Origin of the sequence: Actinopolymorpha pittospori (assembly GCF_014873875.1) — a bacterium.
GTDB classification, from domain to species: domain Bacteria; phylum Actinomycetota; class Actinomycetes; order Propionibacteriales; family Actinopolymorphaceae; genus Actinopolymorpha; species Actinopolymorpha pittospori.
In genome coordinates, this window is record NZ_JADBEM010000001.1 from 1,864,351 (window position 1) to 1,891,346 (window position 26,996).

At 70.0% G+C, this 26,996-nt stretch carries 23 protein-coding genes and 1 pseudogene; 14 read left to right on the plus strand and 10 right to left on the minus strand.

The window, feature by feature from the left end; all coding sequences use genetic code 11:
• The first annotated feature begins 113 nt into the window (after positions 1 to 113).
• Positions 114 to 815, plus strand: coding sequence for a DedA family protein (locus HEB94_RS08855; RefSeq protein ID WP_238361469.1), 702 nt, complete (start codon positions 114 to 116; stop codon positions 813 to 815).
• A 29-nt stretch (positions 816 to 844) separates the two neighbouring features.
• Here HEB94_RS08855 and HEB94_RS08860 read toward each other — a convergent pair whose 3' ends face one another.
• Both HEB94_RS08860 and HEB94_RS08865 read right to left on the minus strand, forming a co-directional pair.
• On the minus strand, positions 845 to 1,489 hold the full coding sequence (locus HEB94_RS08860) for a response regulator (RefSeq protein WP_192749447.1): 645 nt from the start codon (positions 1,487 to 1,489) through the stop codon (positions 845 to 847).
• Positions 1,480 to 2,733: a sensor histidine kinase gene (locus HEB94_RS08865; protein WP_337917536.1), complete on the minus strand. Its 1,254-nt coding sequence runs from the start codon at positions 2,731 to 2,733 to the stop codon at positions 1,480 to 1,482. Before HEB94_RS08865 ends, HEB94_RS08860 begins: the two co-directional genes overlap by 10 nt.
• Positions 2,734 to 2,959: 226 nt before the next feature.
• Here HEB94_RS08865 and HEB94_RS08870 point away from each other — a divergent pair, with 226 nt between their 5' ends.
• From HEB94_RS08870 to HEB94_RS08905, 8 genes and pseudogenes are all read left to right on the plus strand, one after another.
• A complete protein-coding gene (locus tag HEB94_RS08870) occupies positions 2,960 to 3,598 on the plus strand; it encodes a LysE family translocator (protein ID WP_192749448.1) in 639 nt (212 codons plus the stop codon).
• Between the two features lie 322 nt (positions 3,599 to 3,920).
• Positions 3,921 to 6,962 (plus strand): alpha/beta fold hydrolase, encoded by a 3,042-nt coding sequence (locus HEB94_RS08875; RefSeq protein WP_202896233.1) that lies wholly within the window; start codon positions 3,921 to 3,923, stop codon positions 6,960 to 6,962.
• Positions 6,959 to 7,873, plus strand: coding sequence for an ABC transporter permease (locus HEB94_RS08880; protein WP_192749450.1), 915 nt, complete (start codon positions 6,959 to 6,961; stop codon positions 7,871 to 7,873). The genes HEB94_RS08875 and HEB94_RS08880 overlap by 4 nt, the downstream gene beginning before the upstream one ends.
• Positions 7,874 to 7,994: 121 nt before the next feature.
• The gene (locus HEB94_RS08885; protein WP_202896234.1) at positions 7,995 to 8,534 is read left to right on the plus strand and encodes a MarR family transcriptional regulator; all 540 of its coding nucleotides are present in this window, start codon (positions 7,995 to 7,997) and stop codon (positions 8,532 to 8,534) included.
• Entirely contained in the window at positions 8,527 to 9,429 is a 903-nt protein-coding gene (locus tag HEB94_RS08890) for an ABC transporter ATP-binding protein (RefSeq protein ID WP_337917537.1), read from the plus strand. The genes HEB94_RS08885 and HEB94_RS08890 overlap by 8 nt, the downstream gene beginning before the upstream one ends.
• The gene (locus HEB94_RS08895; RefSeq protein WP_192749451.1) at positions 9,386 to 10,210 is read left to right on the plus strand and encodes an ABC transporter permease; all 825 of its coding nucleotides are present in this window, start codon (positions 9,386 to 9,388) and stop codon (positions 10,208 to 10,210) included. The genes HEB94_RS08890 and HEB94_RS08895 overlap by 44 nt, the downstream gene beginning before the upstream one ends.
• A 119-nt stretch (positions 10,211 to 10,329) precedes the next feature.
• Positions 10,330 to 10,689, plus strand: a pseudogene (locus HEB94_RS54455) (sulfatase-like hydrolase/transferase); the annotation flags it as partial.
• Positions 10,690 to 10,808: 119 nt separating this feature from the next.
• The gene (locus tag HEB94_RS08905) at positions 10,809 to 11,657 is read left to right on the plus strand and encodes a sulfatase-like hydrolase/transferase (protein WP_273377718.1); all 849 of its coding nucleotides are present in this window, start codon (positions 10,809 to 10,811) and stop codon (positions 11,655 to 11,657) included.
• A 28-nt stretch (positions 11,658 to 11,685) separates the two neighbouring features.
• Here HEB94_RS08905 and HEB94_RS08910 read toward each other — a convergent pair whose 3' ends face one another.
• Positions 11,686 to 12,555 (minus strand): DUF5324 family protein, encoded by an 870-nt coding sequence (locus HEB94_RS08910; RefSeq protein ID WP_192749452.1) that lies wholly within the window; start codon positions 12,553 to 12,555, stop codon positions 11,686 to 11,688.
• 216 nt (positions 12,556 to 12,771) lie between these two features.
• Between HEB94_RS08910 and HEB94_RS08915 the strand changes: the two genes are divergently transcribed.
• Together HEB94_RS08915 and HEB94_RS08920 are read left to right on the plus strand one after the other, a co-directional pair.
• Entirely contained in the window at positions 12,772 to 13,302 is a 531-nt protein-coding gene (locus HEB94_RS08915; RefSeq protein WP_337917538.1) for a peptidylprolyl isomerase, read from the plus strand.
• Between the two features lie 7 nt (positions 13,303 to 13,309).
• On the plus strand, positions 13,310 to 14,233 hold the full coding sequence (locus HEB94_RS08920) for a rhomboid family intramembrane serine protease (RefSeq protein WP_192749454.1): 924 nt from the start codon (positions 13,310 to 13,312) through the stop codon (positions 14,231 to 14,233).
• A 607-nt stretch (positions 14,234 to 14,840) separates the two neighbouring features.
• On the opposite strand, the gene HEB94_RS53415 is transcribed toward HEB94_RS08920, so the two are convergent.
• The gene (locus HEB94_RS53415) at positions 14,841 to 15,098 is read right to left on the minus strand and encodes a cell division protein CrgA (protein ID WP_192749455.1); all 258 of its coding nucleotides are present in this window, start codon (positions 15,096 to 15,098) and stop codon (positions 14,841 to 14,843) included.
• 96 nt (positions 15,099 to 15,194) lie between these two features.
• Between HEB94_RS53415 and HEB94_RS53420 the strand changes: the two genes are divergently transcribed.
• The 3 genes from HEB94_RS53420 to HEB94_RS08940 all read left to right on the plus strand — a co-directional run bounded on the left by HEB94_RS53420 (position 15,195) and on the right by HEB94_RS08940 (position 19,023).
• Entirely contained in the window at positions 15,195 to 16,703 is a 1,509-nt protein-coding gene (locus HEB94_RS53420; RefSeq protein ID WP_337917540.1) for a DUF881 domain-containing protein, read from the plus strand.
• Between the two features lie 126 nt (positions 16,704 to 16,829).
• The gene (locus HEB94_RS08935) at positions 16,830 to 18,326 is read left to right on the plus strand and encodes an IMP dehydrogenase (RefSeq protein ID WP_192749456.1); all 1,497 of its coding nucleotides are present in this window, start codon (positions 16,830 to 16,832) and stop codon (positions 18,324 to 18,326) included.
• A gap of 67 nt (positions 18,327 to 18,393) precedes the next feature.
• Positions 18,394 to 19,023: an aminodeoxychorismate/anthranilate synthase component II gene (locus tag HEB94_RS08940; RefSeq protein ID WP_192749457.1), complete on the plus strand. Its 630-nt coding sequence runs from the start codon at positions 18,394 to 18,396 to the stop codon at positions 19,021 to 19,023.
• Positions 19,024 to 19,115: 92 nt separating this feature from the next.
• Here the strand turns inward: HEB94_RS08940 and pknB are convergent, their stop codons facing one another.
• The 6 genes from pknB to HEB94_RS08970 form a co-directional block, all read right to left on the minus strand.
• On the minus strand, positions 19,116 to 21,083 hold the full coding sequence (gene pknB, locus HEB94_RS08945) for a Stk1 family PASTA domain-containing Ser/Thr kinase (protein ID WP_192749458.1): 1,968 nt from the start codon (positions 21,081 to 21,083) through the stop codon (positions 19,116 to 19,118).
• 33 nt (positions 21,084 to 21,116) lie between these two features.
• Complete coding sequence (locus HEB94_RS08950; RefSeq protein WP_192749459.1) at positions 21,117 to 22,568, minus strand: peptidoglycan D,D-transpeptidase FtsI family protein; 1,452 nt, start codon at positions 22,566 to 22,568, stop codon at positions 21,117 to 21,119.
• Between the two features lie 7 nt (positions 22,569 to 22,575).
• On the minus strand, positions 22,576 to 24,012 hold the full coding sequence (locus HEB94_RS08955) for an FtsW/RodA/SpoVE family cell cycle protein (RefSeq protein WP_337917542.1): 1,437 nt from the start codon (positions 24,010 to 24,012) through the stop codon (positions 22,576 to 22,578).
• A complete protein-coding gene (locus HEB94_RS08960) occupies positions 24,009 to 25,568 on the minus strand; it encodes a PP2C family protein-serine/threonine phosphatase (protein ID WP_192749461.1) in 1,560 nt (519 codons plus the stop codon). The genes HEB94_RS08955 and HEB94_RS08960 overlap by 4 nt, the downstream gene beginning before the upstream one ends.
• A gap of 135 nt (positions 25,569 to 25,703) precedes the next feature.
• Positions 25,704 to 26,177 carry an FHA domain-containing protein FhaB/FipA gene (locus HEB94_RS08965; protein WP_192749462.1) on the minus strand — a complete coding sequence of 158 codons (474 nt, stop codon included), beginning with the start codon at positions 26,175 to 26,177 and terminating at the stop codon, positions 25,704 to 25,706.
• Positions 26,177 to 26,956, minus strand: a complete 780-nt coding sequence (locus HEB94_RS08970) for an FhaA domain-containing protein (RefSeq protein WP_192749463.1) — start codon at positions 26,954 to 26,956, stop codon at positions 26,177 to 26,179. The genes HEB94_RS08965 and HEB94_RS08970 overlap by 1 nt, the downstream gene beginning before the upstream one ends.
• Positions 26,957 to 26,996 lie beyond the last annotated feature (40 nt).

The following is a 26,996-nucleotide window of genomic DNA, read 5'->3' on the forward strand; positions in this document are numbered from 1 at the left end:
GGTTTTCCACAGTTCGAGGGCTGTGGATGTGTCAGGTGACTGTGCGGCGTACCTCATGGTGGCGACACCGCAGGACTCCGTAGCGTCCATCCCATGAACGAACGGAGTGCAGCTTGAGCGCCCTGAACCTGGTGGCATCCAGTAGGCCGACCGGTGGAGTCGTTGGCTGGGTCATCGGGCTGATGGAGACGCTGGGCGGGCCCGGAGCGGGCCTCGCCGTCGCCCTGGAAAACCTCTTCCCACCCATCCCGAGTGAGCTGATCCTTCCGCTCGCCGGCTTCACCGCGAGCCAGGGGCGGCTCAGCCTGGTCGGCGCGCTCCTGTGGACGACGCTGGGTTCCCTCCTCGGCGCGGTGGTCCTCTACTACATCGGTGCGCTGGTCGGCCGCGACCGCACCCGTGCGCTCGCGGCGAAACTGCCGCTCGTCAAGCTGTCCGACATCGACAGGACCGAGGCGTGGTTCCTGCGCCACGGACGCAAGACGGTCTTCTTCGGCCGGATGGTTCCGATCTTCCGCAGCATGATCTCCATCCCCGCCGGTGTGGAGCGGATGCCGATGGCGATGTTCCTGCTCTTCACCGCCCTCGGCAGCGCCATCTGGAACACCACCCTGGTGATGGCCGGCTACCTCCTGGGCGAGAACTGGTCGATCGTCGAGACCTACGTCGGAGTCCTGTCGAAGGTGGTCGTGGCGGCCGTCGTGCTGGCGGTGGTGGCGTTCATCGTGGTCCGGCTCCGTGGGCGCCGCCGCGGCAACCACGGGCGCAGGTCTTCCTCCGGCCGCCGCCGGCTGGAGGACGAGCCGGGCGAGTAGCCACTCGCCGAGTCAGGCCGGCCCCGACCTCAGCTCTCCAGATAACGCAGCACAGCGAGGACCCGGCGGCTGTAGCCGCCGGTCCGCGCCAACTCGAGCTTGTCGAAGATCGCGTTGACGTGCTTTTCCACCGCGCTCTGCGAGATGTGCAGGTGGCCGGCGATCGAGGCGTTGGTGTGGCCCTGCGCCATCTGGTCGAGGACCTCGCGTTCGCGGTCGGTGAGGCGGCTCACCGGGTCCGTATGGGTCGTCCGCGCCACCAACTGTCGGACGACCTCCGGGTCGAATGCCGCTCCGCCCCCGCCCACGCGCCCCAGGGCGTCGAGGAACTCCTCCACCTGGGCCACACGGTCCTTGAGCAGGTAGCCGATCCCGCCGCCGTCGGCCGCGAGGAGATCGGCGGCGTACCGCTTCTCGACGTACTGCGAGAGGACGAGGACGCCGATGCCGGGCCAGCGGCGGCGGATCTCCAACGCGGCACGAAGCCCTTCGTCGGTGTGATGAGGCGGCATCCGGACGTCGGCCACCACGACGTCGGGCGTGTGCACGGCGACCGCGTCCAGCAACGCGGCACCGTCACCGACCGCGTCGACGACCTCGTGCCCCTCCTCGACGAGGAGGCGGGACAGGCCCTCCCGCAGCAGCACGGAGTCCTCGGCCAGGATCACCCGCACGGGAGCTCCACGGTGATCGTCGTCGGCCCACCGGCGGGGCTGTCCAACCGGAACGAGCCGTCGAGGGCGAGGACGCGGCGGGCAAGGCCGGACAGGCCACCGCCGTCCGGGTCGGCACCACCAACACCGTCGTCACTGATCCGTACCCGTACGCTCCGCCGCGGTCCGCCATCGCCGGCGTCGTAGCCATGACCGGACTCGTGTCCGCCGCTCCCCGGCCGCTCGAGGATCCCGAGGTCGACGCTGACCAGTGCGGCCCCGCCGTGCTTGGCGGCGTTCGTGACGGCTTCGCAGACCACGAAGTAGACCACCGTCTCCACCTGGGAAGGAAGCCGCTCGGGCAGGTCGTACCCGATCCGGACCGGCACCTCCGAACGCTCCGCCACCGCCGCCAGCGCGTCGGCCAGGCCGAGGGTGTCCAGCGCCGAGGGATACACCCGCCACGCGACCTCGCGCAGGTCGCGCAGAACCTGTTGGGACTCCTCGTGGGCCTGCCGCAGCAGGTCGGCGTGCTGGTTCGGATCGTCGCTGCGCCGGGTGCGGCCGAGCAGCATGGCGAGGGCGACCAACCGTTGTTGCACGCCGTCGTGCAGGTCGCGCTCGATCCGCCGGCGTTCGGCGTCCACGGCGGCGACGATGCCGGCCCGGCTGGAGGCGAGTTCGCTGATTCGGCTCTGCAGGAGTTCGCGCTCGCTCGGGCCGAGGAACCGGCGGGCGAGCCGACGGTCCATGGCGGCCACCCCGGCCAGTCCCTGCAGGGCGAGGTAGAGCAGCACCAGGCCGGCGATCCCGAAGTAGAGGGCGAGGGGCCAGGTCAGGGCGATGCCGTCGGGTTCGAGTCCGATCGTCCAACCGGCGACGATCGCGACCCCCACCACCGCGCCGTAACAGAGCAGGCCGAGCACCGCCCCGCCGAGCAGTCCGACCGGCCACCGCACCGCGATGTAGGTGAGTGCTCGTCGGTCACCGCGTGGGCTCGCGCTGTCGGCGCCGAGGTAGGCCGCCAGCCGGGCACGTTCGAGGTCGGCCAGGCGGCGGCTCCCGCTCTCGATCCGGTCGAGCACCCGGAGTCGGGGCCGCGGCCAGACCGCGACGGGAAGCAGCGCGACGCCGGCCGCGAGCAGGAAGACCACCTCGAGGACCGCGGTGAGGCTGCCGAGCAGGAGTCCGACCAGGAGTCGACAGGACCGGCGTACGACGCCATCCACCCGGCCTGGTTCCTCGACCCGACCCGGTTCTCCCACCTGGACGGGTTCCTCGAGACGAGTCGGTCCGACACGGGCCGTGGCGACACGAGCAGAGGCGGTCTTCTCACCGCCGGTCACCACGACGTCTGCTCCCACACTCGCCGAGGGTAGTGCCGCACGGCGCGGGAATGTCGGGCCGGTGTCGGGGCGTTGCGCCGTGGTCGATATTCACGCCCTTTTGACGGCCGCCCGCGTGCGGCCGTTCTTCGTGGAAGGAGGGAACATGAGCCACACCCTGCTCGTCACCTTCATCGTCGCGGTCGCTCTCATCAGCGCCGTACCAGGCCCGGACATGATGTACATCGTCGCCAACGCGCTCGTCGGCGGACGGCGGTCCGGAGTGGTCTCGGCGCTTGGCATGTCGACCGGCCTCGCGGCGCACACCGTCGCCGCGGCGTTCGGCCTGGGCATGCTCATCCAGGCCGCCCCTCTCGTCCTCGAAGCCATCCGGGTCCTGGGGGCGTTGTTCCTGATCTACCTCGCCGTGATGACATGGCGGGCCAGTCGGGGCCGTGGAACCACCATCGAGGTGGAGTCCCGGCCGCGGCCGCTGTCCCGGGTGTATGGCATGGCCGTCCTCACCAACCTGGCCAACCCGAAGGTGATTCTGTTCTACCTCGCGTTCCTGCCACAGTTCCTCACCAAGGGCGAGGGAAGCTGGCCCGCGACCGTACAGTTCCTCGTCCTCGGTGGGCTGTTCATCCTGGTGGGGCTGGTGGTCGACGCCTCGGTCGGAACGCTGGCCGGCTCCATGCCGGAGCGCATGCTGCGCCGCGAGGGGTTCCGGCGTTGGCTCGAACGTGTGTCCGCCGGGGTGTTCGGTGGGCTCGCGATCCGGCTCGCCATGGACGCCGCCCGCTAGGGTGCGTCTCCCAAATCCTGCCTGACTCGCGATACCCCGCATCCACGCTGGCCACGTTGTCCTCGTCGCGCGTAGAACACCGCTACGCGCTCCTCCTCCGCCTCGCCACCGCGGCGCGGATGCACCGCTCGCTTCACCGGCTCGCTTTGGGAGACGCACCCTAGGGGAGTTTCGACACACCCCAGGACCTGCCGGGCCCGGAATCCCTGTACTCATTGGATTCTGGGAGACATCGAGGCCCTGGCCAAGGGACCGGGGGTACTTCGTCCCCTCGGGATGAAAGCCGGTCCCCGGCCAAATGTCCCACGCGTACGGTGGCCGCATGGTCGCCCTGCGTACGCGAAGTCGCAGGTTGGCTGTGTCGATCTCGATCGCGCTGGTCGTCGCGGTGGTGGCCGGTCTCCTCGCCTGGCGCACACTCGACGACGGACCCGCGTACCGCGTCGAGGACGCGAGGGTGACGGTTCTCACCGGACCGCGCGGCGACGAGCCGGTCGCGTTGGACACCAGGCTGTACGTGCCGGAGTCCGCGACGGCCGAGCATCCGGCGCCCGCCGTCCTGCTCGCCCACGGATTCGGCGGCACCAAACTCAGCGTCGCCGGCCAGGCACGCGACCTGGTCCGTCGGGGTTACGTCGTCCTCACCTGGTCCGCCCAGGGGTTCGGCGCCTCCGGCGGCCAGATCCACCTGGACAGTCCGGACTACGAGGTCACCGACGGGCGGCGGCTGATCGACTGGCTGGCCCGGCGCCCGGAGGTCCGCCTGGACGCCCGCGGTGACCCGCGGGTCGGTGTCGTGGGAGCGTCGTACGGCGGGGCGCTGGCGCTGCTGCTGGCCGGCTACGACCGCCGCGTGGACGCCATCGTCCCGCAGGCGACCTGGAACGATCTCGGGCGTTCGCTGTTCCCCGAGTCCACGGGCAAGGGGCCAGAGGACGGGGTCCTCAAGCGGATGTGGGCCGGCTGGCTCTTCGCCGCGGGCCTGGGATCCAGCACCGACCTCGTCCCCGCTGATGTCAGGGACCGGTTGGCGCCCGCGCAGAGCTGGACCGGCATGGCGCCGGGCGGTTCCCTCACCGGTCCCGATGGGAGCCCTGGTGAGCGTCCCGGTGGTGGACCGTCTCCACACCCGCCGGCGACAGGCGGATCGGTCCAGGCGGGCCCGACGCCGCGACAGCCCGCGCGTCCCCCTGCCGACCTCGACGTGAACGCCGGCGCCGCCCCCACCCCGTCGCCCGGGCCGGCCTGCGGCAGGTTCGCCGCGGACGTGTGCCGGATGTACCAGCGGGTCGCGCTGACCGGACGGGCCGACCCGGCCGCGCTCCGGTTGCTGGAGAGGTCCAGCCCCGCCAGCATCCTGCACCGGATCACCGCGCCCACCCTGGTGATCCAGGGGACCGTGGACACGCTCTTCCCGCTCGCGGAGGCGGACGCCAACGCCATGGGCATCGCCGCCGCCGGTACGCGAGTCCGGGCGGCGTGGTTCTCCGGTGGCCACGACGGCGGTGACGGGTCGGACCTCGACCGGCGCCGGGTGAAGTCCGCAACCCTCGGCTGGCTCGACTACTACCTGCGCGGCACCGGCAGCCGGCCGTCTCGGTCGTTCGCGTTCAGCCGGGTGACCGGAACCGACTTCGGTGGGACGGGCATCCGCACCCTGGGGCTCTTCTCCGGCGGCTATCCGCGCCTCGACGGTGACCAGCCGGCCCGCGAGGTCCCGTTGCGTGGCGCACCACAGGCGATCAGCAATCCGCCCGACGGAACTCCCGCCGGTGTCTCCTCGGTGCCGGGCCTGGGTGCCCTCACCGGGTCGCTGCTCGCGCAGGCCCTGACACTCGACATCCCGGGGCAGAGCGTGTCGTACGAGTCCGACCCGCTGAGTGGGCCGGTGGACGCGACCGGGTCGCCCACGGTACGAGTGCGCGCGGCGTCCCCCACCGGTAGCGCGGTCCTCTTCGTCAAGCTGTACGACGTCGCGCCAAGCGGCGCCGCCGAACTGCCCGGTGGCGTCGCTCCGATCCGGTTGACCGGGCTGCCCACCTCGATCGCCGACGCCAGGCCGGTGACCGTGACGCTGCCCGCGATCGTGCACAGGTTCGCCACCGGGCACCGGCTCCGCGTCGCCATCGCCACCTCCGACCAGGCCTACGCCGGACCACCCGCGCCGCAGGTCTACGTCGCCGGGCTGGCCGCCGGTTCCGGCGTCCTGGTACCGCAGGTCGCCGCCTTCAGCGCGAGTGACCCGGCCGGACCGTGGATCGCGCTGTTCCTCGTGGTGGCGGTCGCCCTGGCCGTCGCGGTGGCCGGAGCCTGGCTGCTCGCCCGCTGGCTCGCCCGGCGCCGGGTGCGGCTCCGGGAGGTCGAGCACGCCGAGACGCCCCTCGTCGTACGCGGCCTGTCCAAGACCTACAAGGGCGGTCTGACGGCGCTACGGGACGTGGACTTCACCGTCCGCCGCGGCCAGGTGGTGGGCCTGCTCGGCCCGAACGGCGCCGGCAAGACGACGTGCCTGCGCATCCTCCAGGGCCTGATCCGGCCGACCACGGGCGAGGTGCGGATGTTCGGGCACCTCGTGGCGGCCGGCGCGCCGGTGCTGTCCCGGGTCGGGGTCCTCGTCGAGGGACCCGGCTTCCTTCCCGACCTGTCCGGCCGGGCCAACCTCGAACTGTTCTGGCGCTCGACCGGACGGCCACGGGCCGACGCCCGCTTCGAGGAGGTGCTCGCGATCGCCGCGCTCGGCACCGCCATCCACCGCAGGGTCCGGTCCTACAGCCACGGCATGCGCCAGCGCCTGGCCATCGCCCAGGCGATGCTCGGCATGCCGGAGTTCCTCATCCTGGACGAGCCCACCGACGGTCTCGACCCGCCCCAGATCGCCACCCTGCGGCGGATGCTGCGCCGCTACACCGAGGGCGGCCGGGCGGTCCTCGTCTCCAGTCACCTGCTCGCCGAGGTCGAACGCACCTGCACCCACGTGGTGGTCCTGCACCGCGGTGCACGGGTCGCGGAAGGGACGGTCGCGGAGATCGTCGCTGATTCTCGGACCGTGATGGTGGACGTGAACGACGTCGAGCGGGCCGAGGCGTTGCTCGACGAACTCGGCGTCCGCTCCGTCGTCCGCAACAACGACGAACTGGTCGTCGACCTGGACGGCGTGGCCCGCACCGACCTGGTCCGGACCCTGGTCACCGGTGGGGTCGGCGTGTCGCGGGTCGCACCGAGAGGTCGGCTGGAGGACGTCTTCCTGAACCTCGTCGGCCAGGAACGCGGTGCCGTCGACGTCACCGCGGACGGCACGGGCGTCGCCGAGTCGCCCGCCGGCGACGGTCCCACCCGAGGGCGCGAGAAGGGCGAACCGGCATGAGCGAACAGACCGGGCACGCCGATCCCGCGCGGGTGCCTCCCCGCGACGAGGGGGTTCTCGGTGCCGAGGAGGCCGACGGGGCCGCACCCGGTTACCAGGCGGAGGCCACGCTCACGGTCCGGACCGAGATCCGCCGGCAGCTTCGACGCCGGCGTACCGCACTGTGTCTCGGGCTCGTCGTCGCCCTGCCCCTCGTCCTGGTGGCGGCGTTCAAGCTGGGAACGCCGGAGAACGCCAGCGGCGTGTCGTTCGGCGACCTCGCGACCTACAGCTCGGTCAACTTCACCGTCTTCACGCTGGCATCGACCGCGCCGCTGCTGCTCATCCTCATCGTCGCGCTGGTGTGCGGGGACGCGGTGGCCAGTGAGGCGAGCTGGGGCAGCCTGCGATACCTCCTCGCGATCCCCGTACCCCGGGCGCGGCTGCTCGGTGTCAAGCTCACCGTGAGCCTGCTGACCTCGGCGGTCGCCCTGGTGGTGCTGACCGGGACCGCCCTGGCCATCGGTACGGCGGCGTTCGGGTGGCTGCCGCTGCGAACCGCGCAAGGTGACGACCTGCCCGCCGTCGACGCGCTCTGGCGGATCGGCGGGATGCTCGGCTACCTCGCCATCAGCCTGCTGCTCGTCGCCGCTCTCGCGTTCTGGCTGTCGACCTGCACGGACGCGCCGCTGGCGGCGGTCGGCGGCGCCGTGATGGTGGTGATCCTCGCCTCCATCCTCAACCAGGTGGAGACGCTCGGTGTCGTACGCAGCCTGCTGCCGATGCACTACTCGGACGCCTGGCAGGGGTTGTTCACCGACCCGCTGCAGCTCGAGGACATGGCCAAGGGGGCGGTGTCGGCGCTGATCTACGCGACCGTGTTCTTCGGCTGCGCGTGGTGGAAGTTCCTCCGCAAGGACGTGCTGTCCTGAACGTCCCGATCGATGGGCACAGGTGACGCTACGGGCCCGATCGGAGGGTTCGTCCCGGTGCTGTTCCTGCGTTCTCCGGGCTGCCTGGAAATACCTCTGTGACAGAGCTACTCTGGCGGGCGTGAATGCGTCGAACCAGTCCTTCGCCCAGCCCGCCAGCCGGGCATCCTCGGCGACCGACGCGCCGGAGCTGTCCGCCGAGGACGCTCTCGCCGACGAACTCCTCGCCGGCATCGGCGCGCTCCGGCGCGGGCTGCGCCGATCCGCCGGCCCCGACTGGCCGTTCAGCCCGTTGACCGGCGCGCAGGCGGAGCTGCTCAAGCTCGTCCGCCGGCAGCCCGGCATCTCGGTCGCCGCCGCGGCGGCGGAGCTGCGGGTCGCCGCCAACACGGTCAGCACGCTCGTCCGTCAGCTCTCCCACCAGCAGCTCCTCACCCGCGACGTCGACCCCGACGACCGGCGGGTCGCGCGGCTGCGGATCACCGAGGAGGCGGCGGCGCGGTTCGGTCGCTGGCGGGACGGCCGCACCCATGCCCTGTCCGCCGTACTCCCGGAGCTCTCGCCCTCACACCGGCAGGCCCTGGCCGACGTCGTTCCGGCCCTCGCCGAGCTCACGCGGCGCCTCGACGGACCGGATGGAAAGGAGGCGACGCGTGAGTGAGGTCAACGCCGGAATCAACGCCGGAATCAACGCTGGGATCAACGCCGAGGCCAATGCTGCGGCCGGCCCTGGAAGCAACGCCGTCGACGGCGCTGACGGCATGACCGCGGTGAGCCTGCACGGCCTGTCCTACCGCTTCAAGGAACACCTGGCCGTCACCGACCTCGACCTCGACGTGTGCACCGGCGAGGTCTTCGGCCTCCTCGGTCCCAACGGGGCCGGCAAGACCACCACCATTCGGGTCCTCACCACCCTGCTGCCACTGCAGGACGGCGAGGTCCGCGTCTTCGGCTACGACGTGCGCCGCGACAAGATGGCCGTCCGGCGGACGCTCGGCTACGTGCCGCAGCAGCTGTCAGCCGACGCCGCGCTGACCGGCCGGGAGAACGTCATGCTCTTCGCCCGGCTCTTCGACGTCCGTCGCCGCGACCGCAAGCGCCAGGTCGACGAGGCGCTGGAGGTGATGGGCCTCGAGGACGCCGCCGACCGGCTGGCGAGCACCTACTCCGGCGGCATGATCCGCCGCCTCGAACTCGCGCAGGCCCTCATCAACCGCCCCCGGCTCCTGGTGCTCGACGAGCCGACGATCGGCCTGGACCCGATCGCCCGCGGCACCGTCTGGGAGCGCGTCGAGGAGTTGCGCGCCGACACCGGCATGACCGTCCTCGTCACGACCCACTACATGGACGAGGCCGACCAGATGTGTGACCGGATCGGCCTGATGCACCTCGGCAAGCTCCGTGCGGTCGGCGCGCCCGAGGACCTCAAGTCCGCCCTTGGCCCCGACGCCAGCCTCGAGGACGTCTTCCGGCACCACTCCGGCAGCACCTTCGACGAAGGAGGTGGCTTCAGTGACGTCCGCAGCACGCGTCGCACCGCCCACCGACTCGGTTAAGCGGGCACCCCGTACGGCGGGGTGGCGGCTGCCGAGCCGGGTGGTCACCCTCTGCCTGCTCGAACTCCAGAAACTCCGCCACGACCGCACCGAGCTCGTCACCCGGGCGATCCAGCCGGCCCTGTGGCTGGTGATCTTCGGTACGACGTTCAGCCGGTTGCGGGTCATCCCGACCGGCGACGTGCCCTACCTCGACTACCTCGCGCCCGGCATCCTCGCCCAGTCCGCGTTGTTCATCGCGATCTTCTACGGCATCCAGATCATCTGGGAACGCGACGCGGGCGTTCTCGCGAAACTGCTGGTGACTCCCACGCCGCGAGCCGCCCTGGTGACCGGGAAGGCGTTCGCGGCCGGCATCCGCGCCTCCGTGCAGGCGGTCATCGTGCTGATCCTCGCCGTCCTCCTCGGCGTCGACATCACCGCCAACCCACTGCGCATCATCGGCGCGTTCGTGGCACTGATCCTGGGTGCGGCGTTCTTCTCCTGCCTGTCCCTCACGATCGCGGGACTGGTCCTCAAACGGGACCGGCTGATGGGCATCGGCCAGGCGATCACCATGCCGCTCTTCTTCGCGTCGAACTCGCTCTACCCGATCGCACTGATGCCCGACTGGCTGCGCTGGCTCGCCCACATCAACCCGTTGAGCTACCAGGTCGACGCGCTGCGCGGACTGCTGGTGGGCACCCCCGCCAACCTGTGGCTCGACTTCGGGGTCCTCGTCCTCGCGGCCGCCGCCGGCATCACCGCCGCCTCCGCGCTGCTCGGCCGGCTCGCCCGCTGACCACCGGCGTTCCCCGACCCGGCCAGGTCGGGGTCCGGGTGCACGCGACCCGCGTGCGACACGTCCGGTCCCTGACGCAACCCTGGCCGTCGCGGCTCGCCCTTCCCTAGCCTCGGCGGGTGACTTCGAGCAAGCCCGACCGCCCCAACATCGTCCTCGTCCACTGGCACGACCTGGGTACCCGCCTGGGCACCTACGGCGTTCCTGGCGTCGCCAGTCCCGCGGTCGACCGGCTCGCGGCCGACGGCGTGCGCTTCGACCGTGCCTTCTGCGCCACTCCGCTGTGCAGCCCGGCCCGCAGCGCCCTGATGACCGGCCGCTACCCGCACGAGACGGGGATGTTCGGCCTGCAGCACCGGGGCTGGGAGTACCACGAGGGCGTGGAGACGCTGCCGATGCACCTACGCCGGCTCGGCTACCACAGCGCCAACTTCGGCATGCAGCACGAGTCGGCCCACACCGAACGCCTCGGTTACGACGAGGTGGTCGAGGCCCGTGACCCCGCGACCGGCTGGCAGCGCGCCGACACCGTGGTCGACGAGGCCACCGCCTGGCTACGTTCGCCCGAACTGCTCACAGATCCGGTCGGTGCGGTGTCCTGCCACGTCGGCGGGAGCCGTTCCTCGCCGTCGTCGGATTCTTCGAGGTGCACCGCCCCTATCCGGACGACCTCTATCCGCCCGACGACCCGGCCGACGTGTCGGTCCCGCCGTTCCTGCCGGACAACCCGCACACCCGGGCCGACCTCGCGGCGTTCCAGGGATCGATCCGGGTCGCCGACCGGGCCACCGGGCGCCTTGTCGACACGTTGCGGGACGAGGGCCTGCTGGACAACACCTGGATCGTCTTCACCACCGACCACGGCATGGCGTTCCCGGGCGGGAAGTCGACGCTCTACGACCCCGGCATCCGGGTCGCGCTCATCATGCGGCCGCCGGACGGTTCGGCGTACCGGCGGGAGGCGACCGACCGGCTGGCCGCGCACGTCGACGTGCTGCCGACGCTCCTCGACCTCGCCGGTGGCGAACCGCCGACCGGGATCGGGGGCATCAGCCACGCCGACTGGCTCCGCGGTGGGACGGCTAGTCCGGAGCGGACCGAGGTGTTCGCGGAGAAGAGCTACCACGACGTCTACGACCCGATGCGGGCCGTGCGTACGCGGGACTGGAAGTACGTCCGGAACGCCGAACCCGGCCCGCTGCTCGTGCTGCCCGGCGACATCGAGGCGAGCGCGACCAGAGCCGGCATGGGCGACGCGCACCTCGCGACGCGACCCGACGTGGAGCTCTACGACCTGTCGGCCGACCCGTGGGAACGCGACAACGTCGCCGGTCGGCCAGACCTCGCGGACGTCGAACGCCAACTCGCGGCGAGGCTGGAGGAATGGCAACGGGAGACGGGGGACCCACTGCTCGTGGGCCCGATCCCGCCTCCCGTGCTGGAGTGACGGACTCCGGGGCTGGCTCCGGGGCTGGTCAGCCCGAGTGCCGGCCCGAGTCCTTGGCGTTCTTGCTCGACTGCTCGTCGCTGGCCGCGCCCTCCGCGACGGCGGCGTCCGGCGTCTCGACGTGCTCGGCCGGAGCGTCAGGAGTGGTCGGCACGGTCGGCGTGTCGGTCGCGCGGTCGGCGACCGCCTCGCCCGGGCTGGCACCGACGGTGTCCGCCGGTGCGGGCGGCGTGGTCGAGCCGGAGTTGCCGCCGGTCCAGGTCGACCCCTCGGCGTGTCCAGCCGGGCGGGAGTTGCCGCCGCTGGTCGGCGTCGGTGTCGTGGCGGCCATCGGCTGCCACTGGCGGTCGCTGCCACTCTTGAGGACCCGGTACGCCGCCACCGCGGCCCCGCCGAGCGCGGTGACCGTGATGAGGATGCGGGCCCACTTGTGCTTGCGGCGTGGCTTCGGCGCCTCGAGTTCTCCCCGCAGGGCGGCGTAGGCAGCCGTTCCGCGCCGTACGGCCTCGTCACGGTAAGGCTCGCTCGCGGTCACCGCGTGTGACATGGCGGTCGACACGCGGGGGACCACGTCGTCGACCAGGACGTTGCGCGCGTGCTCGACCGCCGGGCCGACCTTCTCCCGGGCCTCCTCGACGGCGGGCCCGATGTGGGTGCGTGCGTTGTCGACCGCGGGGACGATGTGGCCGCGGGCGCTTTCGACGGCCGGGACGATGTGGCCGCGGGCGCTCTCCACGGCCGGGACGATGTGTCCGCGCGCGTTCTCCACCGTGGGGGCGATCCGCTGCTTCGCGTTCTCCACCGCGGGAGTCAGCCGGTCTCGCGTGTAGTCGGCGGCTGGGGCTACTGCCTTGCGGACGTCCTGACCCAGGCCTGCTCGCTTCTTCTGGCGTCCCATCTGGTTGCGCCTCCTTGTCCACACGTCGTGTGGCGTTCTACTCGGTCCCCGTTTCCTGGCCCCCGAGGCCGGGGACTACTCGGGATGCCTTCCCAGGATGTTTCCCGATCATGCCCTGCTGAAGCCGCCCTGTCGCGGGGGCACCCCGCAAGCATTCCACTCGTTGGCGTGAAAGGATCGCCGCTACGGCATCGGAAGCGGAGAGAGGACCTGCTGGTGAGTGAAGAGACGTTCGCCACACTCCGGACGTCAGCGGGCAATGTTGTGATCCGGTTGTTCCCAGACCATGCGCCCAAGACTGTTCAGAACTTCGTCGGCCTTTCCGAAGGCACCCGGGAGTGGGTCAACCCCGAAACCGGAGAGAAGAGCAAGGACCGCTTCTACGACGGTCTTACCTTCCACCGGATCATCCGGGGCTTCATGACCCAGGGCGGCTGCCCGCTCGGCACCGGCACCGGTGGCCCGGGCTACCGGTTCGCCGACGAGATCCACCCCGACCTGCGCTTCGACCGGCCCTACCTCCTGGCGATGGCCAACGCCGGTCCGGGCACCAACGGCTCGCAGTTCTTCATCACGGCCGGACCGCAGCCGCACCTCAACGGCAAGCACACGATCTTCGGCGAGGTCGAGGACGCGGAGAGCCGCGCCGTCATGGACGCCATCAACTCGGTCCGGACCGGGCCGATGGACCGGCCGGTCGAGCCGGTCATCCTCATCTCGGTCGACATCGAGCGCCGGGAGGTGTGACCTCGGGATGACGGAGAACCCACGGCCGGACGAGAGCGCCGAGGCCCAAGGGGCCTCCGGCCCCTCGACCGTGCCGCGGTGTTACCGCCATCCCGAACGCGAGACCTACATCCGCTGCCAGCGCTGCGGGCGACACATCTGCCCTGACTGCCAGCGCCAGGCCGCCGTAGGTTTCCAGTGCGTCGAATGTGTCAACGAAGGACGCCGGTCGACGCCCGCTGCCCGCACCCGTTTCGGTGGCGTCATGCGCGGCGGCGACGGCGCCACCGTCACCAAGGTGCTCCTCGGCCTCAACATCCTGGTCTACGTGCTGACCCTGCTGCTCGGCCCCGCGGTCGAGCAGCAGCTCTCCCTCGTGGGCAACCGCTCCTTCTTCGCCGACGCCATCGGGGAGTCCAGCGGTGTGGCCGGGGGCGCCTACTGGCGGCTGATCACCTCGACGTTCCTGCACATCCAGCTCTGGCACCTCGCCGTCAACATGTTCTCACTGTGGGTGCTGGGTCCCTCGCTGGAGCGGCTGCTGGGACGGCTTCGGTTCACCGGCCTCTACCTCGTCGCGGGCCTCGCCGGCTCCGCCGTGGCCTACGCCTTCACCTCGCCGCTGACGCCGATCCTCGGTGCGTCCGGGGCGATCTTCGGGCTCTTCGGCGCGACGGTGGCCGTCGCCCGGCGGATGCGGGCCGACATGAGCTGGTTCGTCGGCGCGCTGATCATGAACATCGTCCTGAACGTCGTGTTCCGCTCCTACCTCTCCTGGCAGGGGCACGTCGGTGGGTTCCTCGCCGGACTCGCCCTGGGCGCCGTCGTCGCCTACGCGCCTCGGGACCGCCGCAACCTGATGCAGGGGCTGGGCTTCGGGGCGGTCATCCTCGCCTCCGTCGCCCTGATCATTTGGCGGACCGTGCAGCTGACCTCCGGCGGCGTGGTCTAGCCACCCGCCCGACCACGAACCATCTGCAGGTCGACCGCCCGCTCCACATCCCCCGTCGGCCGGCAGCCACTCGCCTCTGCCATCCCCAGCGGCCGGTACTACGTGGCAATCGATCCCCGCGAGCACCTCGCGAGCCCCGACGGCTCTCGACTATCCCCGGGTCGGTGTGTGCTCCACCGCGGATATCCCCAACCAGCCTGTGGATGTTGGGGACAACGATCTCTCAGCTGTGGACAGTCTGGAAGTCGCCGTCGATGGCTCCGCCCCAGGGGGCTCTGACCTGCGGGTTTTCGATCCGCAGTGGATCATGGGCGACGTACGCGAGGCTGTCGGGTGCACTCGATCCGGGCGTCAGGGCGGGAGTCGCGGGTCGACGAACTCACGTCACGTCGCGCCTTCTCCACAGGCTGGGGACGTTTGTGTGGAGAACTACACGTGTGTAACTCAGGTTGTCCACACGTCAGCGGCTCGCGGCCTTGGGATCGACCAGTAGCGGGCCGTGAGGTCGGAACGCGGCGAGCACGAACCGGGAGAGAACACCGACAAATGCCGCGTGGTCCCGATCGGGCTCCACGCGGCATCGACAGAGCTGCTGGTTAGAGACTCCTCAGCGCCACTGGGTGGACACGACGAAGCCGATGGCGATCAGCCCCATGCCCACGAGGATGTTCCAGTTGCTGAGATCCCGCATCCCGGGGATGTCGCTCCCGGCAAGGTAGAAGACCACGATCCAGGCCAAGCCCACCAGGAAACAGACCAGCATGACGGGCACGACCCAGCGCCCCGCGTGCTGACGAGCGGCGGCCGGCGCCTTCTCCTGGGGCGGGGTGTATACCTGCTTCTTCCGGCCGTGCGATTCGGGCACCTCGCCACCTTCCGTATAGGACGTCCGACAGGTCGGCTGACCCTGATGTCGGCTAGCGTAGTCAACACGCCGGATGCGGAGGACGACGGAGGGCACGTGGCTGACCAACGGGCCGAATCCTCGGCGTCCCGACCGCCGTCGGATTCTTCCGACGCCGTGCACGCCGAGCCTGGCACGAAACCGCGCCCGGAAGGTGAGATCCCCGAGATCGAGACCGATGATGACGCTGCGGCGGCATCCGGTAGCGATGACGCTCTGGCCGATGGTGGTCAGGGTGACGGCGAGGCGGTCGAGACGGAGTCCGCCGAGCGGGTGAGCGCCGCCGACCAGGCTTCCGTTGAGTCGACTGGCGTCGAGCCTGGCTCCGCCAAGTCCGAGACCGCCAAGTCCGAGCGCGTGGATGAGCGGGCGGACGCCGGGTCGGCGGAACCGGAGTCCCCGGAAACCGGCAACAGCGGACCCCCTGAGGACGACCCCACCTCCACCGACCGGGGCGAGTCTGATCCCGCGGCGCGGGTCGACCCCCAAGCCAGCGGCGCGGAGTCCGCCGAGCCGGTGGCTGCCGACTCCGAACATGTCGACTCTGAACATGTCGACTCCGAACGTGCTGACCGCCCCGCCGAAGCTTCGGCCTCCGGCATCACGGACCACGAGGGCACCGACAGCATCGAGCGCACCGACAACGTCGAGCGCACCGGGCCGTCCGATCCCGACGCCGGGCAGCGTCCGAGCTACCACCCGCACCCGACGGCCCCGGCGTTCGACCCGATGCGAGCCGACACGCTCACCATGCATGCGGTCGCGACGGAAGCTGGCCGGGCCGAGGATGACGACGATCCTCAGGCACGACGGCGCCGCAGGATCCGGCTGACCAGCATCCTCGCCGCCGCGACGTTCGGGCTGGCCGGATTCCTCGCGGTCACCAGCGCCGTCAACGCGAAGGGCACTGACCTGCGGGCGGAGCGGCAGACGGATGTCGCTGATCTCGCGCGTGCCCAGCTACGCACCAACCGTGAGCTCGACGCGAGGCTGGCGGAGCTTCGCGGTGAGGTCGACGAGCTACTCGCCCGGCAGCTCCGCAACGACAACGCCGGCGCGGCACAGAAGAAGGTCGACGAACTCGCTCCTGCCGCGGGTTTGACGCCACTCGTGGGGCCGGGAGTCACCGTCGTGCTCGACGACGCGCCGCCCAGCGTTCGTAGTGACGACACCGATCCGGATGCCCTCGTCGTCCACCAACAGGACATCCAGGCCGTCGTCAACGCCATGTGGGCAGGCGGTGCCGAGGCGATGATGATCCAGGGACAGCGGGTCATCTCCACCTCGGCGATCCGGTGCGTCGGCAACTCCGTCGTCCTCCACGGCGTGCCCTATCCGCCGCCCTACCGCATCGAGGCCATCGGCAACGTCGGCAGCATGGTCCAGGCGATCAACGACTCTCCCGCGGTCAACACCTACCTCGAGTACGTCGCCGACCCGAGATATCGGCTGGGCTGGCAGCTGGATCGTTCGGGTCAGCTCCATGTCCCCGCGTTCGAAGGTTCTCTCAAGCTGGACCACGCGGAGGAACGCGACGTCTCCCCCGGCCAAGATTCCGACGACTGATCACACTCTCCGCGCACGCGTCAGCGGAGTGCGGCCAGGAATGCCGTGGCGTGCTTTCTCGGCCGCGTAAGGTGCGTGGTTTCATCCACCACGGTTCGACGGCCGTGAGCAGATCAGGAGGAAGTGGTGGCGCAGATCATCGCCGGAGTTTCGCGGACGTTCAACGAGTTCCTACTCCTGCCGAACCGTACGTCGATCGACTGCTCACCCGACGCGATCGACCTCAGCACTCCGCTGATGCGCCACGTAGTGGGCGAGGCATCGCCGATCGAGCTTCGCTCGCCGTTCACGTCGGCGATCATGCAGTCCGTCAGTTCGCCCGAGTTGGCCATCGCGCTCGCGCGCAACGGAGGGCTGACCTTCCTGCACCACAACCAGTCGATCGAGGAACAGGTCGCCGACGTCCGTCAGGTGAAGAACTTCAAGGCTGGCTTCGTCGTCAGTGACACGAACGTCCGTCCGGACGACAGCCTGGCCGAGTTGGCGCGCGTCATGGAGCGTACGGGCCACAGCACCGCGGCGGTTACTCATGATGGCAGTGCCTCGGGCCGTCTGCTGGGTCTGGTGACCTCCCGCGACTTCCATCCCCAGCGTCACGACCTGAGCGACCCGGTCAGCGGCCGGATGACTCCAATCGAGAACTTGCCTCACGCAGCCTGCGACCTCACGTTGTCGCAGGCGAACGCCCGGCTCTGGGACGAACGGTTGGACTGCCTGCCCGTCCTGGATGTCGACGGGCACCTCGAGTACCTCGTCTTCCGTTCCGACTACACCGACAACAAGCGGTACCCCGGTCAGCTCGTCGACCGTGACAAGCGGCTTCGGGTAGGTGCCGGGATAAACACCCACGACTACCGCGAGCGCGTACCTGCTCTCCTCGACGCGGGTGTGGATGTCCTGTGCCTCGACTCCTCCGACGGATACAGCGACTGGCAGAGCCAGGCGCTCAGCTGGGTCAAGAAGCACTATCCGGAGATCCCCGTCGGGGGTGGCAATGTGGTCGACGGTGAAGCCTTCACGTTCCTCGCCGAGGCGGGTGCCGACTTCGTCAAGGTCGGGGTAGGCGGTGGCGCCATCTGCATCACCCGTGACCAGAAGGGCATCGGACGCGGTCAGGCAAGCGCGGTGCTCGACGTCGTGGCGGCCCGCGATATCTTCGCCGAACGGACGGGGCACTACGTGCCGGTCTGTTCCGACGGCGGCCTAGTGCACGATTATCACGTGGCGCTCGCCCTCGCCATGGGCGCCGACTTCGTGATGATGGGGCGCTACTTCGCCCGCTTCGATCAGGCCCCAGGCGCGAAGCTCCCCACGCGGGACGGCTTCGTCAAGGAGCACTGGGGCGAGGGATCCAACCGCGCCCACAACTGGCAGCGTTACGGTCAGGGCGGTCAGGCTTTGATCTTTGAGGAAGGCGTCGATGGCTACGTGCCGTACGCCGGAGATCTCAACGAGGGCCTGGCTCTCACCATTGCGAAGATCAAAGCCACGATGGTCTCTTGTGGCGCCACAACCTTGCCGAAGTTCCGGGACACCGCCCGATTGACCCTCGTCTCCGAGCAGAGCCTTCAGGAGAGCCACGCGAACGTCGTCGTCCGGGAAACGCCGGCCAGCCTCGATTGAGCGCGGACTGACGGCGGAGTTCCTGGGCGGGCGACATCGCGGTCCGTGTCACCAGCACAATGGTGGGGTGACCGCACGCATTCTCGTCGTCGACAACTACGACTCCTTCGTCTTCAACCTGGTGCAGTACCTCTACCAGCTCGGGGTCGAATGCGACGTCCGCCGCAACGATGAGGTCGAGCTGTCCGAAATCGACAGCTTCGCCGGGGTCCTGCTCTCACCCGGCCCCGGCACCCCCGAACAGGCGGGCATCTGCGTCGACCTGGTGAAGCTCGCCGCCGGGCGGGTCCCGGTGTTCGGCGTGTGCCTGGGCCTGCAGGCGATCGCGGTCGCCCATGGAGGGACCGTCTCGCGGGCACCGGAGCTTCTGCACGGGAAGACCAGCCTCGTCCACCACGACGGGGTGGGCGTCCTGGCCGGGCTGCCGGATCCGTTCACGGCGACCCGCTACCACTCACTCGCCGTCGAGCCCGGCTCGGTGCCCGCTGAGCTGGAGGTCACCGCGCGGACCGAGACAGGCGTTCTGATGGCGCTGCGGCACCGGGAGTTGGCCTGCGAGGGTGTGCAGTTCCACCCGGAGTCGGTGCTCACCGAAGGCGGTCACCGGCTCCTGGCCAACTGGCTGGTCGTCTGTGGCGAGGCCGACGCGGTGGAACGCTCGGCCGGCCTCGCGCCCGTGGTCAGCCGGTCGAGCTGACGCATCCCTGCGCGCTCGACCGGTCGTCGGCCGCTGGACCGGTCGCCGGCCACTGGACCGCGTAACCGCTGAGGTCGACGGGTTCGCGAGATCTACGGGTTCGGAACGCCAGGGACGACCGCGCCGTTGGCGGTGTTCCCACCACCCGGCGCCACACCGGCGGGGTTGGCCCCGCCGGTGTCCGAAGGCGGTGCCGACTGGACAGGGTTCTCCGTCCCCGGGGGCTGCTGGCCCACGCCGGGCAGGTTCGGCTCGGTCGTCGTGGGCGTCGGGTCCGGCGGCGAGGGATCGTTCGTCGGGGTGTCGCTCGGCGTGGGATCCGGATCCGGGGTGGGGGTGTCACTCTGCGTCGGCGTGGGATCCGGCGGCGGCGGTGGCGGTTTCTGCTCCTCGGGAGCGCGGGCGATCTCGATCGTCACGGTCGAGTTGGGTTCGCGCCGCTGGCCCTCGCCCGGCACCTGCCTCAGGACCGTTCCCTCGTCCTCGTCCGAGGTCGTGGTGAAGGTCCTGCGAACCCGGAAGCCGGCGTCCTTGAGCTGCGCCTCCGCCACGTCGGCGCTCTCACCCTCGACCCCCGGAACCTCGATCAGGCCGCTGGAGTAGTAGATGGTGATCTTGCTGCCGGCGGCGACGGTCGATCCCTCGGCCGGCACGACGCGGGTGACGGTGCCCGCGTCGCCGTTCGCGTTCGGGTCCTCCTGGGAGTCGACCTGGAAGCCGTCGCTCTCCAGGAGCGTCGTCGCGTCGGCGACCTGCTTGCCGGTCACCGCGGGGACGGAGGAGGTGGGCTTTCCGCTGGACACCGCGACGTCGACCCGGGAGTTGACCTCCGCGGACGCGCCCGGAGCCGGGTTCTGCGAGACGATCTGACCCTTCGGGGCGTCCTCGCTCGCCTGCTGGGTGACCGCGCCGAGCTGCAACTGGGCGGCCACGAGGTCGGCCCGTGCCTGGTCGAGGGTCTTCCCGCGCAGCGTGGGCGTCGACACCGTGTCGGGTGAGCCGTTACCGAGGCTCCGCAGTCCGATGAACGCGGCCACGCCGAGGACGAACACGATGGCGACGGCGAGCAGGATGTACGCCGCCTTCCGGCCGCGGTCGGGTCCTTCGTCGTCCTCGTCGTCGTAGCGGCGCCGGTCGTTCTCGGGTGGCGCCGGCGGCGCCTCCTCCGGCGGCATGAACCGGGCGGTCGCGTCGGCGGCCATCATCGGCGCGGCCACCTGGAGCCCGGCCAGCCCGCGCTCGATGTCCTGGCGCATCTCGGCGGCGGACTGGTAGCGGTCGAGCGGCTTCTTCTGCAGCGCCTTGAGGGTGATGGCGTCGGCCATCGGCGACACCTCAGGGTCGAGCATCGACGGCGGCCGAGGCTCCTCCCGCACGTGCTGGTAGGCCACCGAGACCGGCGAGTCACCGACGAACGGGGGTCGCCCGGTGAGGAGTTCGTAGAGCAGGCATCCGGTCGAGTAGATGTCGCTGCGCGCGTCGACCGACTCACCACGCGCCTGCTCCGGGGAGAGGTACTGCGCGGTGCCGATCACCGCGGCGGTCTGCGTCATCGTCGCGGAGGCGTCGGCGACCGCGCGGGCGATGCCGAAGTCCATGACCTTGACGTCGCCGTTGGGCGTCAGCATGACGTTTCCGGGCTTGATGTCGCGGTGGATGATCCCCGCGCGGTGGCTGTACTCGAGCGCCTCCAGCACGTCCGCGGTGATCTCCAGGGCCCGTTCGGGAAGGATCCGGCGCCCTTCGCGGAGGACGTCGCGCAGCGTGCGGCCCTCGACGTACTCCATGACGATGTAGGGAACGGAGACGCCGTCGACCTTCTCCTCGCCCGTGTCGTAGACGGCCACGATCGAGGGTTGGTTGAGCGCGGCGGCGGACTGTGCCTCCCGCCGGAACCTGGCCTGGAAGATCGGGTCCGTCGCCAGGTCGGGCCGCAGTGTCTTGACCGCGACCGTGCGACCGAGGCGGCGGTCGACACCGATCCGTACCTCGGCCATGCCGCCGTGACCGAGCACCTCGCCCAGCTCATAGCGGCCGCCGAGGAATCGCGGCTCAGGCATGAGTTCCCTCTCTTCGGGGGGCAGGGGTCAGGGTCACCGCCCGATCACCGCCTCCATGACGGCCTTCGCTACCGGTGCGGCGAGCTTTCCGCCCGAGATCTCGTCGCGGCCGACATTGGCATGCTCGATGACGACGGCCACCGCCACCTTTGGGTTCTCCGCCGGCGCGAAAGAAGTGAACCATGCGAACGGTGGACGGTCGGGAGTGGTCTGGGCAGTACCCGTTTTGCCCCCCACCCGGACTCCAGGGATCTTGACCGGGTCGCCGGTGCCGTTTTCGACCACGTTGACCATCATCTGGTTGAGCTGGCTCGCGACCTCCGGCGTGACCGCCTGGTCGACCTCCTCGGGCTCGGTCACCTCGAGGGTCTTCAGGTCCGGCCCGCTGGTCTTGGCGACGATGTAGGGCTTCATCAGCTTGCCCTGGTTGGCGATCGCTGCGGTGACCATCGCCATCTGCAGAGGCGTGGCGGCGACCTCGAACTGGCCGATCGAGCTCTGCGCGAGCTGCGGTGGGTTGAGCTCGTCGGGGAACACGCTGGAGGAGGCGTCGAGCTCGGGCAGGAACTTCTGCCCGAACCCGAACTTCTCGGCCTGCTCCCGGATCGCCTTGTCACCGATCGCCAGGCCCAGTCCACCGAACGCGGTGTTGCAGGACGTGGCGAGAGCGTCCTGGAGAGTGACCTGCGGGGCGGGCCCGCACAGGCCTTCCTGCCAGTTCCTCATGTTGAACGTCGTCTGCGGCAGGTCGAGCTCGGCGGGCGCGGGCAGCATCGTGTTGGGGGCGTACTTACCGGTCGAGAGGGCGGCGGCCGAGGTGACCAGCTTGAATGTCGATCCCGGCGGGTAGCGCCGCTGAGCCGCGCGGTTCTCGGTCGGCTTGTCGGGATCTTCGTCGAGATCCTTCCACGCCTTGATGATGGAGTTGGCGTCGTGCGACGAGAGCCGGTTGGGGTCGTAGCTGGGGTTGCTGACCATCGCGAGGATCTCGCCCGTCGACGGGTTGATCGCGACCGCGGCGCCCGTCTTGTTGCCGAGCGCCATCTCGGCGGCCTTCTGGGCGGCGGGGTTGATGGTGAGGAGGACGCTCCCGCCCTGCGGCTGCCGGTTGGTGATCAGGTCGACGATCCGGCGGACGAACAGCCGGTCGTCGGTGCCGGACAGCACGGAGTTCTGGGCCGACTCGATGCCGTGCCGGCCGTACACGAAGGAGTAGTAGCCGGTGAGGAGGCCGTACAGCTTCGGGTCGCGGTACTTGCGGAGGTAGACCAGGTCGTCCTTGGTCTTCACCGAGTAGGCGACCTGGGTGCCGCCGACCAAGATCGGCCCGCGCTGGCGGGCGTACTCGTCCAGGGTGACGCGCCGGTTGTCCGACCGGTCGTTGAGGTCGGAGGCCTGGAACACCTGGATGTAGTTGGCGTTCGCCATCAGCGCCAGGAACAGCACCATGAACGCCACGGCGACACGGCGAATCGGACGGTTCATGAGGTCATCACCGGCGCACCACCACTACCTGGGTCAGGGCATCTTCGGTCGGTGCGGACGGCACGAGCGGCGCCGGCCGCCGGGCGAAGTCACTGATCCGCAACATCAGGGCTATCAACGCCCAGTTGGCGACCAGTGATGATCCTCCGTAGGAGAGGAAGGGCGTGGTGAGACCGGTCAGCGGGATCAGCTTGGTGACACCGCCGATCACCACGAAGACCTGGATCGCGAAGACGGCCGCCACGCCGGTCACGAGCAGCTTGCCGAACTGGTCGCGGCACACCAACGCCGTACGCAGACCGCGCTCGACGATGATGCCGTAGAGCAGCAGGATCGCCATCAACCCCGTGAGGCCGAGCTCCTCGCCGATGACGGCGATGATGAAGTCACTCTTCGCGAGCGGCACGAGCGTCGGGTGTCCCTCGCCCAGGCCGCGGCCGAGCAGTCCGCCGTAGGCGAAGCCGTAGAGCGACTGGATGATCTGGTAGGCGCCGTCGGCGTTGGCGGGGTCGAAGGGGTGCAGCCAGGCGTTGACGCGGTTGGCGATGTGGGAGAACTGCGAGATGTGCAGCGAGGTGGCGGCGAGGTAGGCGAAGTACGTGCCGCCGGCGAACATCCCGCCCCCGAGGACCAGCCACCCGGGGCGTTCGGTCGAGACGTAGAGCAGGATGACGAACCCGCCGAAGAAGAGCGTGGCCGTACCGAGGTCGCGCTGGAAGACCAGAATGGCGAGGCTGATCAGCCAGGCGCACAGGATCGGACCGAGGTCGCGGCCGCGCGGCAGGTCGATCCCGAGGAAGCGTCTGCCGGCGAGGGCCAGCGCGTCCTTCTTGACCACGAGATAGCCGGCGAAGAACACGATCAGGCAGACCTTGGCGACCTCGCCGGGCTGGAACGACAGGCCGAACAGCCGCACCCAGATCTGCGCACCCGAGAAGCGCACGCCGATACCGGGCACGAGCGGGAGCAGCAGGAGCCCGACGCCGAGGAAGAGCGCGGTGTAGGTGGCGCGCTGCAGCCGCCGGTGGTCACGGATGATCAGCAGCGTGGCGACGAACGCCAAGACGCCCACCGCGGTCCAGGTCAGCTGCACCGGTGCGTCCGCGCGGGGAAGACTCTCTCCCGCGTCGCGAGCCGCCTCGATCTTGGAGAGGTCGAGGCGGTGGATCAGGGCGAGGCCGAGGCCGTTCAGGAGGACGGCACACGGCAACAGGATCGGATCGGCGTAGGGCGCCAGGAAACGGACGATGAGGTGGGCGATCCCGACCAGCAGCGTGAGTCCGAGACCGTAGGACAGGACCTGCGAGGAGACCTCGCCTGACACGGCAAGCCCGACGATCGCGTAGGCGCCCACGGCGACGATCAGGGCGACGACAAGCAGCACAAGCTCCGCACCGCGGCGCTTGCGAACCTGGACCGTGGGGTTCGCTTGGACCTCGCTCACTTCGTACCTGTCGGGTTGGGGGCGTCGGGCTCGGTGCCGCCACATTCCAACGGAATGGCCGGCGGGGTCGCGGCGGCACGCGTGGAGGGCACCAACTGCCGTTGTGGGGGCAGCGGGGACCTGGTCGCCGGGATCGTGGGTGGGCGGGTCGTGCCCGGAGTCGCGGTGGTGGGACGGCCCGGCGGCGTGGTGGCGGTCGGCTTGGGAGTGGGCGTTGGCGCGGGGGCGCACCGGCGGGCGACGTCGGACAGCATCGCGACGATGGTGCGGGCCTCGCTGAGGTCGTTGGCCGTGATCGTGCTCGCGACCCGCTCGCGATGGTAGGAAGGCAGCTTGGCGAGGGTCAGCGGCTCGAGTTCGTAGAGCTGGGAGACCCGGATGCCCGGGATCTGCTGGGCGATGCCACGGAAGATCGCGACCCGGCGGGGCTGGGACGCGTCGCCGTTGTCACCCGGGTAGGCGCCGACGTAGTACTGGCGCTGCGTCCAGTCGTAGGCCCAGCGGGCTCCGACGCCGAGCAGCCCGAGGATCACGACGAGGCCGACGACCCGAAACAACCACTTGAACCGGCGCGGAGGCCGCGGCGCGTACCGGAGCTCCTCCTCCATGTCCGGCTCCGGCGGCAGGCCGTCGGAACCGGTCGCTCCCTGCGTCACGCTCGCCGGGTCGGCGGGGCTGTCGACGATGTCGTGGGAGGTCGTGGGGTGGGACTGGGTGATGCTGCTGCGGCCCGAGGTCACTTCCGGGTCGACCAACGCGGCGGACCCCACCAGGGTGCCCGCGCCGACGCCGAGCAGCGGAGGACCGTCCGGGCCGGCGTCGACGATGTCGGCGACCACACAGGTCACGTTGTCGGGGCTGCCGTGGTCGAGTGCCGCCTCGATCAGGGTGGCCGCCGCGTCGTCGGGAGTCGGCGTACGGCTGAGGATCTCCGCGATCAGGGGATCCTTCACGCCGGCGTTGTCCAGGCCATCGGAGCACACCAGGATCCGGTCGCCGGGTTCGAGTTCGAAGTGGTGGAAGTCGGGCCGGGCGTCCTGGCGGCCCTCGAGGACGCGGATGATCAGCGAGCGGTGCGGGTGGTACTCCGCTTCCTCCGGCGTGATCCGACCCTCGTCGACGAGGGTCTGGACGAACGTGTGGTCCTTGGTGAGCATCCGCAGTCGGCCGTCGCGGAGCAGGTAGGCACGCGAGTCGCCGATGTGGGCCACGTGCGCGTTGGCGCCGTCGAAGAGGATCGCGGTGAGGGTGGTCCCCATGCCCTCGAGGTGAGGGTCGGTCTCGATCCGGGCGGCGATCCGCGCGTTGGCCTCGACGGCGGCCCCTCCGAGGACCTGCTCGGCTCCGAGGACCTGCTCGGCGTCGGTGTGGCCGGGTGAGTCCAGCTCACGCACGGTCGTGATCGTGATCGCGCTCGCGACGTCACCGCCGACCGCTCCGCCCATGCCGTCGGCGATGGCGAGAAGGTACGGGCCAGCGTAACCGGAGTCCTCGTTCCGCTTCTTCGGGCCGAGACCGATGTCGGTGTGTGCGGCGTAACGGAGCGCGAGCGTCATCCTGCCTTCTCTTGGCCATGAGAGGTCGCCGAGCAGGCACAGGGAGTGTGGACGCGGTCGCATCGCCGCGCGGCGCCGGGCTCGCCGGCCGTCACTACGCTCATCCGTGCAACCTCGGAGGTCATCGTTGCGCGCCTACTTGTACAGCTCGATGATCGTCTTGCCAATCCGGACCGGGACGCCAGACCCGATCGCGGTCGGACCCTGGATGCGTGACTCTCCCACGAAGGTGCCGTTCGTGGAACCGAGATCCTCGACGTACCACGCGCCGGACTGGGGTCGTAGCACCGCGTGCCGAGTCGACACGTATTCGTCGTCGATCGCCAACTCGCACTCGGCGCCCCGGCCGATCACCAGGGGCGCGTCGCCCAGGGGCACCTGCAGGCCGGCGCTTGCGCCCTGCGTCACGACCGCGGTGGTGGGTTCGCCTCGCTTGCGTTTGGGTGGCCGAGGCTGCTTGACCGGCTTCGGAGCGCGCTCGGCCTTGGTCGAGCCGCTCACCCGGGCTCCGAACAGGTCGGAGCGGATCACGGAGACAGCGGACAGCACAAAGAGCCAGAGCACCGCGAGGAACCCCAGCTTGATGATCGTGAGAGTGAGTTCGGACACTACCGGTGAGCTCCGTCCGGATGGCGTAGGACGAGGAGCGTATTACCGAGGAGGATCTGACTGCCTTCCCGTAGCGGTGCGTAGTCGACCCGTTGGCCATTGACCACGATGCCGTTGGTGGAACCGAGGTCGTGGATCGTCACCGTGAAGCCTGGGCCGTCCTGGACGACCCGGATCTCGGCGTGCCGGCGCGACACGCCCGGATCGGTGATCCGCAGATCGGCCTCGGTGCCCCGACCCAGGACGATGCCCGGCGGCTCGAGCGGGTGGCGCTGGCCGTTGACCTCGAGAAAGGGCGCGGGAGGCCGCGGCGGCATGCCGTTGGGACCCCGCAGCGGCGCCTGCGGGCCAGGTCGGCGTTCGGCGTACTGCGGTTGCGGCTGAGGCGGTCGCCGGCCATGGCTCACCTGGGCAACCGCGCTGCCCTGGACGCGGAAGCGGCCGGTGGACAGCCCCTCCTGGCGCTGGAACGCGATGTTGACCGGGCCGGTGAAGGCGTAATTCTGGGTGCTCGCGTGCCGGTTGACCACCTCGGCGAGCTCCTTGCTCAGGGTTTGGGCGTAGGGCCCTAGCCGTTCGTGGTCACTCGGTGACAGTTCGACGACGAAGTCGTTGGGGACCAGGCTCGAGTCCCGTGACAGGACCTGCGCGGAGTTGTCGAGTTCGCGCTGTAGGGCGGAGGCGATCTCCACTGGTTGGACGGCCGAACGGAACACGCGTGCAAAGGTCCCGGTAACGAGACCTTCCAGGCCTCGTTCGAATTTTCGGAAGACTCCCACAGGTACCTCCTTCCCGCGCAGGCGCTGCCCATGTTCCGGT